General features: G+C 61.2%; 12 protein-coding genes. 4 read left to right on the top strand and 8 right to left on the bottom strand.

Annotation, left to right across the window (positions count from 1 at the left end; genetic code table 11):
- The first annotated feature begins 513 nt into the window (after nt 1–513).
- Both IFT80_RS01785 and IFT80_RS01790 read left to right on the top strand, forming a co-directional pair.
- Entirely contained in the window at nt 514–1,464 is a 951-nt protein-coding gene (locus tag IFT80_RS01785; protein WP_192136597.1) for an AraC family transcriptional regulator, read from the top strand.
- Nucleotides 1,465–1,705: 241 nt separating this feature from the next.
- Nucleotides 1,706–3,400, top strand: a complete 1,695-nt coding sequence (locus IFT80_RS01790) for a GMC family oxidoreductase (RefSeq protein WP_192136598.1) — start codon at nt 1,706–1,708, stop codon at nt 3,398–3,400.
- Nucleotides 3,401–3,447: 47 nt separating this feature from the next.
- On the opposite strand, the gene IFT80_RS01795 is transcribed toward IFT80_RS01790, so the two are convergent.
- Nucleotides 3,448–3,867: an organic hydroperoxide resistance protein gene (locus tag IFT80_RS01795; protein WP_192054306.1), complete on the bottom strand. Its 420-nt coding sequence runs from the start codon at nt 3,865–3,867 to the stop codon at nt 3,448–3,450.
- Between the two features lie 176 nt (nt 3,868–4,043).
- Nucleotides 4,044–4,712, bottom strand: coding sequence for a TetR/AcrR family transcriptional regulator (locus tag IFT80_RS01800; RefSeq protein WP_192136599.1), 669 nt, complete (start codon nt 4,710–4,712; stop codon nt 4,044–4,046).
- A 112-nt stretch (nt 4,713–4,824) separates the two neighbouring features.
- On the opposite strand from IFT80_RS01800, the gene IFT80_RS01805 reads away from it, so the two are divergent.
- Nucleotides 4,825–6,030, top strand: a complete 1,206-nt coding sequence (locus IFT80_RS01805; protein ID WP_192136600.1) for an MFS transporter — start codon at nt 4,825–4,827, stop codon at nt 6,028–6,030.
- 64 nt (nt 6,031–6,094) lie between these two features.
- On the opposite strand, the gene IFT80_RS01810 is transcribed toward IFT80_RS01805, so the two are convergent.
- Nucleotides 6,095–6,949: an SDR family oxidoreductase gene (locus IFT80_RS01810; protein ID WP_192057349.1), complete on the bottom strand. Its 855-nt coding sequence runs from the start codon at nt 6,947–6,949 to the stop codon at nt 6,095–6,097.
- A gap of 85 nt (nt 6,950–7,034) precedes the next feature.
- Here IFT80_RS01810 and IFT80_RS01815 point away from each other — a divergent pair, with 85 nt between their 5' ends.
- Nucleotides 7,035–7,448, top strand: coding sequence for a winged helix-turn-helix transcriptional regulator (locus IFT80_RS01815; RefSeq protein WP_192136601.1), 414 nt, complete (start codon nt 7,035–7,037; stop codon nt 7,446–7,448).
- A gap of 13 nt (nt 7,449–7,461) precedes the next feature.
- Here IFT80_RS01815 and IFT80_RS01820 read toward each other — a convergent pair whose 3' ends face one another.
- From IFT80_RS01820 to IFT80_RS01840, 5 genes are all read right to left on the bottom strand, one after another.
- Complete coding sequence (locus tag IFT80_RS01820; protein WP_122478642.1) at nt 7,462–7,791, bottom strand: ArsR/SmtB family transcription factor; 330 nt, start codon at nt 7,789–7,791, stop codon at nt 7,462–7,464.
- A 55-nt stretch (nt 7,792–7,846) separates the two neighbouring features.
- On the bottom strand, nt 7,847–8,971 hold the full coding sequence (locus IFT80_RS01825) for an alkene reductase (RefSeq protein ID WP_192136602.1): 1,125 nt from the start codon (nt 8,969–8,971) through the stop codon (nt 7,847–7,849).
- A gap of 90 nt (nt 8,972–9,061) precedes the next feature.
- Nucleotides 9,062–10,024 carry a DMT family transporter gene (locus tag IFT80_RS01830; RefSeq protein ID WP_192136603.1) on the bottom strand — a complete coding sequence of 321 codons (963 nt, stop codon included), beginning with the start codon at nt 10,022–10,024 and terminating at the stop codon, nt 9,062–9,064.
- A 107-nt stretch (nt 10,025–10,131) separates the two neighbouring features.
- The gene (locus IFT80_RS01835; RefSeq protein ID WP_192136604.1) at nt 10,132–11,247 is read right to left on the bottom strand and encodes an SMP-30/gluconolactonase/LRE family protein; all 1,116 of its coding nucleotides are present in this window, start codon (nt 11,245–11,247) and stop codon (nt 10,132–10,134) included.
- A 164-nt stretch (nt 11,248–11,411) separates the two neighbouring features.
- On the bottom strand, nt 11,412–12,308 hold the full coding sequence (locus tag IFT80_RS01840; RefSeq protein WP_192136605.1) for a LysR family transcriptional regulator: 897 nt from the start codon (nt 12,306–12,308) through the stop codon (nt 11,412–11,414).
- Nucleotides 12,309–12,364 lie beyond the last annotated feature (56 nt).

The following is a 12,364-nucleotide window of genomic DNA, read 5'->3' on the forward strand; positions in this document are numbered from 1 at the left end:
ACGACCCGAGCGTGTTCGAACCCAAACTGCAGGCGTCGACGTTTCTTGTATCGCGTGTGATAAGAGTGATTCGCGAGCATGCCTAGTGGATCCCGCTCCCCAGTGCTTAGCCACTGGGTACGGCACGACGGCCAATAGACAAGGATCCCGCCGCCGACCTTCGTTCAAGGGAGGCACAGCGATGCAGGAAAGATTATTTGGAAGGAATGCTGCGTAATGATGCCGACTGAGCGGCTAAAGCTCGCACCCAACAAGTTCCCACCTCGATGGGACAAGTTTCGCGTGGAGTCGCAGACTGCTTGAGCGTTTCATGCGAAGTCTGAATCTGAGTACTAGTCATAGTTGAGATGTGCGCCATCGTCCAGCGCCATCTGCCACTCGACGACAGAAGGTCTTCATCAAGCGCGGTGCCAAACACCTCAATAAGGGCGTAACCTGCCAGCTAGCCCCAGCTTGTGTGAAAGCGAGGTTGGCCATCATCCCCAACCCGAACCGTCCAACGAGATCGCTCCCATGCCGCCAAGACGCTTCGCCGCTCACGACATGGACTTCGATCTTGGCCCCGATGCCGCAGCCAATTGGTCTGACGTCATGCTCGAGCACCACGGCCTGTACTGCCGGTTCGACGACTCACGCGTGCAGGCTTCCACATCGAAAAGTTGGACATTGGGTCACATCGGCCTGACCCAGGCCGACCTGGCGTGCGTCGTGCTGGCGCCGGTGGGCGAGGAGCGCTCCTCGTGGCAGGGCGATTGGCTGTACTTGAAGCTGATGACGCGAGGGCATGTCGACATCGAGGAAGCCGGGCAGCAGCACCGATTCGATGCCGGGAGCATGTTTTTCATCGACCCCGAACGGTCTTTTCAAGAGTCTTTCACTGAACGCGCCCAGATGACGGTGCTGCGTATTCCCAAGAGCAATCTGCGCGAACGCGGGCTCAGGCATTCCCTGCCCAGGCCGGTGATTACCGATTCGAGCTCGGCCGACACGCGCGCCGCCCGCGCCCTCATTCACTGCATCGCACAGCAACAAGTAGCGCCCAGTCCTGTGATTCGCGATCTGATGGGTCGACAACTGCTGGAGTTGATCGACGCGTTATTGGGTGCTCCGGGGGACAAGGCTACTTCGCGCAGTGCGGAAGTCGTACTGCTGCGGGCCCGCCGCTACATCCACACAAGCCTGGCGCACACCGGGCTGGACACTTCGGCGATCGCCGCCGCCGCGCACGTATCGGTCAAGCACCTGCAACACGTGTTCAGAAGCCAGGGCACTACCGTCATGGGCCATGTCTGGCACGTTCGGCTGCAACAAGCGCAGCGCCTGCTGAGCGCCAGACAGACGCTCACCCCCAGCGCTCAGGAAGTCGCCTGGCAATGCGGATTCGCGACCGCCGCCCACTTCAGCCGCGCCTACCGCGCCGAGTTCGGCATTTGCCCCTCGCAGGTCCGAGCCAGTACTCGCTGAACGCCTTTACCTTCGGCCTGCATTCTTCAAACGCATTGAAAAGCGCCTCACGGACAAGCAGCAAGCGCCTCTTGGGTAACGGGTCGGGGTTCTTCACGCCCTAGAATCGGTCGTGTCTTCGCAGACAGATTGTTTCCCCGGCGGCTGTGTCAGCGCCCTTGGTCGTACACCTGCACCTCCTTGCAATGGCTGGCAATGTCGCTCGTTGTCACCCGCTTGAGGGGTGTTCAAAGGCACCTACATGAACAGCTATACAAGCGCTATGCACACCGCAGACTTCTCGCGTCGTGTCGAACACAATCAACGTCAGTTGAAGGCCAGGCTGGCTGAGACCTATGACTACATCGTCTGTGGCTCGGGTACGTCCGGATCGGTGGTTGCCCGCCGCCTGGCGGAGAACCTCGACGTCAGAGTATTGCTGATCGAGGCCGGTGGCACGGACGAGGTGCCCAGTGTCACCGATGCCAGCCAGTGGTTCGTCAACCTGGGCGGCGAACGCGATTGGCAGTTTCAGGCACAACCGAACCCCCATCTCCATGATCGAGCCATTCCCCTGTCCATGGGCAAGGTGCTCGGCGGTGGTGCATCGATCAACGTGATGGTCTGGTCGCGCGGTCACAGCAGCGACTGGGACTATTTTGCCAGGGAGGCTGACGATCCAGCCTGGAACTACGCTTCGGCCTTGGCAACCTTTCGACGTATCGAAGACTGGCAAGGCGCACCGGATCCGCTGCGGCGCGGCACGGGAGGGCCGGTTTTCGTCCAGCCTGCGCCAGACCCCAATCCGGTTGCACCGGCCATGCTGCGCGCCGCCGCATCGCTTGGCCTGCCGGTCTACGACGATCAGAACGGCGCAATGATGGAAGGACCTGGAGGCGCCGCGTTGGCCAACCTGTGCCTTGAAGACGGCCGCCGTCGTTCGATCTTTCGCAGCTATGTGTACCCCTTGATGGCTCAGCCCAACCTGACCGTGCTGACGCATACTCATGTGCTGCGGGTGTTGCTGGACGGCAAGCGGGCGGTGGGGGTGGAGGTGCTTCACGAGGGCAAAGTCATCAGGTTGGGGGCTCGACATGAGGTCGTACTGTCTCTGGGCGCCATCAATACACCCAAGGTCCTGATGCTCTCCGGAATCGGCGACACGCGGCAGTTGAACGCGCAAGGTATCGATGTAGTTCAGGACCTTCCGGGTGTCGGTCAGAACTATCAGGACCACATCATGGTTTCCGGATGCATCTGGGAATATCAGCACCCCCAGCCACCGCGTAACAATGCCGGCGAGTCGACGTTCTTCTGGAAAAGCAATCCATCCCTGGATGTCCCGGACATCCAGACCTTTCTCGCGCAAATTCCCATAGCCACGCCCGAGGCCCAGGCCATGTTCCAGCCACCTGCGGCTGCGTGGTCGCTGCTACCTGGGCTGGTGCGGCCCAAAAGCCGGGGCGCGATCACCCTGGCGAGTGCCAATCCCATGGATGCGCCACTCATCGACAGTGCCGCGCTGTCGGATCCCGAAGACCTGAAGGCCCTGGTACGGGCGGTCGAGTTTTGTCGCGAGCTCGGCAACAGTTCGGCAATGGCACCGTTTGTACGGCGCGAAGTCATGCCGGGGGCCATGAGCCGCAAGGCGCTGGAGTCATTCGTGCGCAATACGGCCTCAACCGTGTGGCACCAGTCGTGTACGGCCAAGATGGGCAGGGATGCCATGTCCGTAGTGGATTCACAGTTGCGGGTCTACGGCATCAGCGGCCTGAGGGTGGCAGATGCCTCGATCATGCCGCGGGTGACCACGGGAAACACCATGGCGCCTTGCGTGATCATCGGAGAACGCTTGGTCAGTTTGCTGACCCAGACCGCGGAAGCCGAGCGCGAGACGGCAAGCGCCCGACCCATGGGTCGGGCGTTTGCCGTTCAGAGGGAGAGAGCCGTCGATTGACGGCCCGTGCGGCCTAGCCGAGGCAGCACTTCAGTCAGGCGAGTGATTCAAACGGTAACGTGCAGGCGAACCTCGATATTGCCGCGCGTGGCATTGGAGTACGGGCACACCTGGTGGGCAGCTTCGACCAACGCCTGGGCATCGGCCTGCTCCAGACCTGGCAGGTTGATGTTCAGGTCGATGTCCAGGCCGAACCCGCCCGGAATCTGGCCGATGCCCACCTGGGCAGTGATCGACGTGTCGGCCGGGATGCTGCGTTTGTTCTGGCCGGCGACGAATTTCAGTGCACCGATGAAGCAGGCTGAGTAGCCGGCAGCGAACAGTTGCTCGGGGTTGGTGGCTTCACCACCGGCGCCGCCCAGTTCTTTCGGCGTGGCCAGCGCCACGTCGAGAATCTTGTCGCTGGAAACGGCACGGCCATCACGGCCACCGGTGGCAGTTGCGGTTGCGGTGTAGAGAACGTTCATGGCTTTTTCCCATCGATGGCTGGAGGAGGTGCCGTCAGCCATGCATTCGCACGCTGACTGGCTGGGCTTAATCTATCTCGCTAATATTTAGTGCGCAAGATATATTTCGCGATGATGTAGTTTGCGTTGTGACGCTGGCTGCCAGGTGCCATGCCCGAAACTCGGTATGTCGCCGTTCAGTCGGATTTCCGTTCGCCAGGCTCGTCAGCGATACCGCCGCACTCATGGGCAATGCTCGCATTCAGGCTATCCCACAGCGCCATTATCTGATCGACCGCGGTATCCAGCCTGGCAGCCGGCACACCGTCGCGCGCCAGGGTCGACAAGCCAAGCATGAAACTGTCGAACGTGGTGGCGAGCACCTCGGGGATCACCGTCTTCGTTAGTTCGCCAGTGCTGACGGCTCGCTCGACACACGCCACCAGACCGGCCCGGTTCACGTTTCTCGTACGCGCCAATGGCTCGGATATCGCCTTGCTTTCCTCGGAACATGCGCTCATGAGGCCCAACGCGACCAGGCACCCTCTGGGGTGACCGGGCTCGCATTGCATTTTCGCCGAGCGGCGCAGGGTGAGCTCGATCGCCTTGCGCGGCGGGAGGGTCGTATCGAACAGGCTTTCGGTGACTCGACCATGGGTGTCGAGATAACGCTCGATCACCTCATGGAACAGCGCCTGCTTGGAGCCAAAAGCGGCGTAGAAACTGGGCGCACTGATGCCGCCCCCGATTCTGGCCTTGAGCTGGCTCAACGAGGTGGCGTCGTAGCCATGCTCCCAGAACAGATGCATCGCTTGGGTGATTGCGGCATCACGGTCGAACGTACGCGGGCGTCCCATCTGTGCCATGTCGAGTCTCCTTCTGCAAGACTTAAATACTAACCGATACATAAGTCGTTGACCACTGCACGCTATCGCCTTACATTTATACCGATCAGTATATAAATCGAAGGGGACAGGCATGACCACACATGAGCGACACAGCGACAAGCTTCCGCTTGGCGCATTGCTGGCTTTGGCGATGACCGGTTTCATCTGCATCGTCACCGAGACATTGCCGGCCGGATTGCTGCCGCAGATCAGCAGCGGCCTGGACGTCTCGCCATCACTGGCAGGGCAGATGGTCACCGTCTATGCATTGGGTTCGCTGCTGGCGGCCATTCCGCTGACCATCGCCACCCAAAGCTGGCGACGCAGAACGGTGCTGTTGATGACGATCGTAGGGTTTCTGTTGTTCAACTCCATCACTGCATGGTCTTCCAACTATGAGCTGACCCTGGTGGCCAGATTTTTCGCGGGCGTCTCCGCGGGGCTGGCCTGGAGTTTGATCGCTGGCTACGCTCGACGCATGGTGGTACCGCGACTGCAGGGCCGTGCGCTGGCGGTGGCGATGATCGGAACGCCGATTGCCTTGTCGCTGGGCGTGCCACTGGGGACCTGGCTGGGCGGTTTCATGGGTTGGCGTATGGCCTTCGGATTGATGTCCGGAATGACCTTGGTATTGATCGTCTGGGTGCTGATTAAAGTGCCCGACTACCCGGGGCATTCGTCCTCGCAGCGGATGGCGTTGCGCGAGGTCTTTTCCACACCGGGCGTGCGCCCGGTGCTGGGGGTGGTGTTCACCTGGATGCTGGCGCACAACATCCTCTATACCTATGTCGCACCTTTCGTTTCCAAGGCCGGGCTGGCGAATGACGTGGATCTGGTCTTGCTGTCCTTTGGTGTGGCAGCGCTGGTGGGCATCTGGGCCACGGGACGGCTGGTCGAAGATCATCTACGAAGAACAGTCCTGGTCAGTTTGGCCACCTTTGCGGCGGTCGCGGTCTTTCTCGGCGTGTTCTCGGCGTCGGCATTGGCCATCTATGTCGGCGTTGCGATCTGGGGGCTGACGTTCGGTGGTGCCGCGACGCTGTTGCAAACAGCGCTGGCCGACTCGGCAGGCAGAGGCGCTGACGTCGCGCTGTCGATGAATGTCGTGGTGTGGAACAGTGCGATAGCGGGCGGCGGGTTACTGGGTGGCGTGTTGCTGGGCCACTGGGGCGTGAGTTGCTTTCCCTGGGTGTTGCTGGTGCTGGTATTGATCAGTCTGGGCATCGCCGCGCAGGCTCGGGTGCATGGCTTCGTTGGAGGAACCAGGGCGTCTGGCCAGACGGTCAGTGGTCACTGATGCACGGGCTGGGCGAGCAGGGGGCGCCGCGCCTGGAACGCCCCCGTGACTCGGCCCTTCGAGCTCAGGGCTTCAAGGCAGCGCTGACGGACGGTGCAATCGGTGTCGTGGGGCGTCCCAACAGTTGGCTCAACTGCCGGCTGCCGTCGTACAGATCGCCCTTGGCAGCTGCTGCATCCGAGTCAGCCAGCATTGCCGCCAATTCATCGGGTAACCCAATGCTGACGAGGGTCTCTTTGTACTGCGCCTGCGGCAAGTCGTTATAGGCAACCGCCTTACCCGATTGCTGCGCCACTTCTGCGGCCAACTCAGTCAAGGTGTAGCTGTCGTCGCCGGCCAGTTCGTAGATCTTGCCGGCCTGGCCGTCTTGGGTCAGCACACTCGCGGCGGCCTCGGCGTAGTCCGCCCGAGCCGCCGAGGAGATTCGACCTTGCTTTGCGCTGCCCAGGATCGCGCCATGCTCGACAGCCGATGCGACGCTGGCGGTGTAGTTCTCGTTGTACCAGCCATTTCGCAAAAGCACATGGCTCAAACCGGATTCGGCCAGTGCCTGTTCAGTATCGCGATGCTCCGCTGCCAATCCCAATGTCGATGTGTCTGCGTGCAGCAAGCTGGTGTAGGCCAACAATGCCACGCCTTCTGCCTGCGCGGCGGCGATAACGGCGCGGTGTTGTGCACGGCGCTGTCCCACCTCGCTGGAGGAGATCAGCAACAGGCGGTCAACACCTTTCAACGCGCTGGCCAGGGTTTCAGGCTTGTTGTAATCCGCCGCTCGGATCTCGATGCCTTTGGCGCGCAGATCGGCTGCCTTTGCCGGGTCGCGTACCAGCGCGATCAGCTCGGCAGGGTCGATGGTTTTCAGCAGCGCGTCGAGAACCAGACGGCCCAGTTGGCCATTTGCACCGGTGATAGCAATCATGAAAGCACCTTCGTCCGAGTTTGAGAACGTCCGATGCTAGAATATAAGCTTACGAAAAGTAAGTACGTACATAAAGGTAAGTGCAATGGTTGATCTCGAATCCGCTTCCCATACGTTCTCCGAGAAAGTCCGCCGCGGTGAAGTGCTGCAAGCCGACTGCCCGTCTCGGGAAATCCTCCAGCACATGACCAGTCGATGGGGCGTTCTGGTGATGGTGGTCTTGCTGGAAGGTACGCATCGATTCAGCGAACTGCGGCGCAAGATCGGCGGCGTCAGCGAAAAGATGCTCGCCCATACGCTGCAACGGCTGGAAGGGGATGGACTGGTGCTGCGCGTGGCCCGGCCAGTGGTGCCACCGTATGTCGAGTACAGCCTGACACCACTGGGGGCGGCGGCGGCTGCGAAACTGGAGATCGTCGTTGATTGGATCGAGGACAACCTGTCTGCAATCCTGGCATTCAGAAGGGCGCACGAACCGGGTGATGAAGGCCAGGCATGACTTCGGGCAGGCCCTATGAGCCCTGGGTGTCGACCTCAAGCTCGGTCAGCAAGCCTGACATCGCCTCCCTGAGTCGTTCTTCATTGCGCCGGTAGTAGGTCCACTTGCCAACCTTGCTGGCCTCGACGAAGCCTTGGTCGAGCAAGGCCTTGAGGCAGATTGAGGTGGCCGGCTGCGAGAGGCCGGCCTTGTCCTGAATCAGGCTGGCACAGACGCCATGCACACTGAAATCGTACAGCTGGCTGTAGCCTTCGAACGAGCGATGGGGGTCCTTGAGCCAGGTCAGAACGGCCCGTCGCGTAGGGCTGGATAGAACCTTGAGTGCCTCGTTCAACGCCGTCATTGCTGTGCCTGCCCCTTTTGACCGACGGGAGTGATCCCGTCGGGGAATGCATATTTTAGGGCGTCGCGAAGGGATAGTCGACGTAACCTGTCTCACCGCCGCCGTAAAGAGTGGCGTAGTCGACGGGATTGAGCGGCAGGCCCTGTTCGAATCGCTTCGGCAGATCGGGGTTGGCGATGAACGTGCGACCGAAACCGAACAGGTCGCCATGGCCGTCGGCAAGTACGCGCTCGGCCTTTTCCTGGGTGTAGCAGCCCGAGTACATGATCGGCCGGGTGAACGTCTCGCGCAGCGCCTTGCGGAACGACTCGGGCAGTTCCGGAGCGTTGTCCCAGTCGGCCTCGGCAATGGACAGGTAACCGATACCCAGCTCATTCAACATGGCCGCTGCCTGGATGTAGGTAGCCTGCGGGTCGCTTTCCACCAGGCCCAGGTAGACGCGTTCTTCGGCGGTTGTCTCGAACAGTGGCGCGAAACGTACGCCGACACGCTCGCTGCCGAACACCGAGATCACCGCTTCGGTCACCTCGCGCAGGAAGCGCAGGCGATTGTCCAGCGAACCGCCATATTCGTCGGTGCGCTGGTTGGTGTGTTCCGAGATGAACTGATTGAGCAGGTAGCCATTGGCCGAGTGCAGCTCGACGCCGTCGAATCGCGCTTCCCTGGCGTTGACTGCCGCGACCCGATACAACTCGACCAGCGCCTGGACCTCCGCAGTTTCCAAGGCCCTTGGCATGCTCGGGTCGGCCAGCGCACCGGTGTCAGGACCGGTTTCGATGAAGACCTTCACGGCCGTTGCGCGAATGGCGGAGGGGGCGACGGGGGGCTGGTTGTCAGGTTGCAGGCTGTCATGAGACACGCGCCCGACATGCCAGAGCTGACAGAAAATCACTCCGCCTTGTTCATGGACGGCGCGGGTGACCTGCTGCCAGCCAGCGATCTGTTCCTGGCTGTAGATGCCTGGCGTCCAGGCATAGCCCTGGCCACGCGGCTCTATCTGGGTGCCCTCGGTGATCATGAACCCGGCGCTGGCGCGTTGCCGGTAATAGTCAGTCATCAAGGCATTGGGCACGTCCCCGGGCTGGGTACTTCTGGACCGCGTGAGCGGGGGCAGGGCAATCCGGTTCTTGAGGGTCAGGCCACCGAGTGTGAGGGAGGTGAACAGGCTGGAGTCGATCATTTCAGTTCCGTAGGACAACGAGAGTAACTTCACATTAACACATTCGAATGTGTTTATGTGATGCGTATCGATATCCATGAGACGCACGCGCTAGCTTGCCTTGGATGCAACCCCAGGCACCTGCGCGCGCGTGACCAGCGCGATACCGACACACACCAGCACCAGGGCTGCCAGGTTCTTCCATTCGAAAATGCTCTCGCCGAGGAACATCGCCGACAGCGCGGCCCCGAACACCGGCACCAGGAATGCGAACACACTGACCCTGCCGACGGGGTTGTATTTGAGGAGCAGGCTCCACAGCGTGAACGCCACCGCTGACAGCAGGGCCAGGTAGATGAGTAGCAGGGTCGACGTGGCTGTCATGTGACCCAGGGTTCCGCCGGTCGCGTACCCGCCCACAAGCAATGCCAAGCCACCAACGGCCAGCTGCCAACCCGTCATCACCATCGCATCCATGCGGTGGGAGACATATTTGCCATAGATGGACGCCGCCGACAGCACGAAAGCGGCGATCACGATGAAGCCCTCCCCGTGCACGGACGGCAAGGCATCGAGCGGACCCGCGCCGGCGTTCACCGTCAATACACCGGCAAATCCGAGCAGGCAGCCCACGCTCTTGCGCGTGGACAGTTTGTCGTTGTGGTAGACGAAGTGCGCCAGCAGCACGCTGAAGAAGGTGGTGGTGGCATTCAGAATCGACGCGCGGACGCCCGTGGTGTAGGCCAGGCCAATGTAGAAAAACACGTATTGCAGCCCCGTTTGCACCAGACCCAGCAGGGCCACCTGGCCAAATGTGCGTGGGCTCAGGCGCAGGACAGGTTTGCCCATCATGACCGCCAGCAGCAACAGGCACAGGCCGGCCAGGAGGAAACGATAACCTGCGAAAATCAGCTTGGACGGCACGTCGTTCGGGGCAATCTGCAGCAGCTCGTAGCCGTTCTTGATCGCCGGGTAAGAGCTGCCCCAAAGGGCGCAACACAGGGTAGCCAAAAGCAATACGGTTCTGGGGTCGGAAAGAAACTGCGACACGGGACGCGTGGCGGATGCGTTCATGGGTGGCTCGTCAAAGGGTAGAAGGAAGGGCGTCGCCGCACATGCCTGTCTGTGCGGCTGGTTAGAGTTTGGCTACTGGGGAGCCTGTAGCGAGACCAGCCCGGTTGCTACGAGGTGAAAGTCGTTCCACGCGTGTTCACGAACAGCGAGTAGATCGAATGACTGCTGGCCATGAACAGTCGGTTGCCTTCCCGTCCGCCAAAGCACAGGTTTGCGCAGCGTTCTGGCAGCGAAATGTGTCCGATCGCCTTGCCTTGGGGGTTGAACACGCGCACGCCGTCCAGTTTTTCCAGGTCGGCCTTGGGATCGCCATTGCCGCCCCAGCCGCACCACAGGTTGCCTTCTTCATCACAGTCGATTCCGTCGATGGCGGCGTAGTCGAGCCCCTCGATATGCTTGCGGCGCTCGCCAAGGGTGCCGTCGTCCTTGACCGCAATGGCCCAGACCAGGCGGTTGGGTTTGGCCCGGCCTTCGACGACGTACAGGGTTTTTTCATCGGGGGAGAAGCACAGGCCGTTGGGGCCATCGAGGTTGTCGATGACCCGAGTGACCTTGCCACTGTCGCCGTCGATGCGGTAAACGCCATGGGGTTGAACCGGCGTGACCTTGTGGCCTTCGTAGTTGTTGTGGGTCTGAAAAGGCGGGTCGGTGAACCAGATCGAGCCGTCGCTTCTACAGACGATATCGTTGGGCGAGTTGAAGGGCTTGCCATCGTAGCTGTCGGCCAGCACGGTGATCGTTCCGTTGTATTCGGTGCGCGTGACCCGGCGACCCTCGGCAGTGGTGGTCGACCCTTCGCAGACCAGCAAACGCCCTTGGCGATCGCGACACATGCCATTGGAAAAGTTGGCGTGCTCGCGGTACACGGAGAAGCCCTCGGTGACTTCGTCCCAGCGCATGATGCGATTATTGGGAATGTCACTGACCAGCAAGTAGCGGCCATCGCCCACCCAGACCGGGCCTTCTGCCCACCGCATGCCGGTGGCGAGCTTTTCCACGCTGGCGTTGAACACACGCAACGCCATGAAGCTATCGTCGAGGGCGTGAACCAACGGGTCGGGGTAGCGCGAGCTCAGTGGTTCGGCGGCATCCGACAGTTGGGGCAGGGCGGCGGCGCCCATTGTCGCCAGCGAGGCAGAGACGGCGAGGGACTTATGCAGGAAGCTGCGGCGGGTGTTGCCTTGAGCAGTGCGTTCAGGCAAGGCGGACAAGGTCGAGTCCATGTAGCGATCTCCGTGATCTTGTTTTTTTTGGAGATGCAGTAATACCGCGTGATAAGACATCGTACAAGTACGGATGGGCTATGCCGGTAGTGCGCCGGTGCAGCCTCGCCTCATATCCGATGTTGAGCGAGCGAGAAATCCACGAATACCCGCACCCTGCAGCATCAATCCACCCGATACCGCAACGCCTCGACCAGCAACGCAAACGCCGGCGACGCTTGCCTGCGGCTTGGGTAATACAAGTGGTACCCCGGGTGCCAGGGGCACCAGTCTTCGAGTACGACCTGCAGTTGCCCGCTGGCAATGTAGGGCGCAGCCATGTCGTCTGGAATGAAGCTCAAGCCGAACCCGTCCAGGGCGGCGTCGAGCAGTTGGTACGCGCCGTTGTAGATGACCTGTCCAGACACCCGCACGTTGAGGGTTTCATCGTCCTTTTCGAACTCCCACGCATACAGTCCGCCGTGAGTGGGCAGGCGCAGGTTGTTGCACAGATGGTTGGGCAGGCAGCGCGGTGTGACCGGGCGCTCGCGTCCGGCGAAGTAGGCCGGTGAACCCACCACGAGCATGCGCATGTCGGGACCGATGCGCGTGGCGATCATGCCATCGGCGACAGCCTCGCCCAGTCTCACGCCGGCGTCGAAGCCCTGGGCCGCGATGTCGACGAAGTTGTAGTCGCAACAGACTTCGATGGAGATGTCGGGGTACCTGGGCAGGAAGGTTTTCAGCACCGGGCGCAAAACCAGTTCCAGAGCATGGTCCACGGCGTTGATGCGGATGTTACCGGCGGGACGGTCGCGCAGTTCGCTGAGTGCCGCCAGCGCAACTTCGATATCGGCGAAACTGGGGCCAACCGTGCTGATCAATCGCTGGCCAGCCTCGGTGGGGGATACGCTGCGGGTCGTGCGCGTCAGCAGTCGCAAGCCCAGGCGCGCTTCCAGGGCTCGCACCGTGTGGCTGAGCGCAGACTGCGAAACGCCAAGCTTGCCGGCGGCCTTGGTAAAGCTGCGCTCCTTGGCAACCGCGAGGAAGGCAAGAAGATCGTTGGCATTGTCGCGAAGCATTCATGAGTCCAGTTCATTTATCCATGCTGATTATAGTGGCTAATCAGACGGACATC

This window comes from Pseudomonas sp. CFBP 8771 (assembly GCF_014841695.1).
Classification (GTDB): domain Bacteria; phylum Pseudomonadota; class Gammaproteobacteria; order Pseudomonadales; family Pseudomonadaceae; genus Aquipseudomonas; species Aquipseudomonas baltica.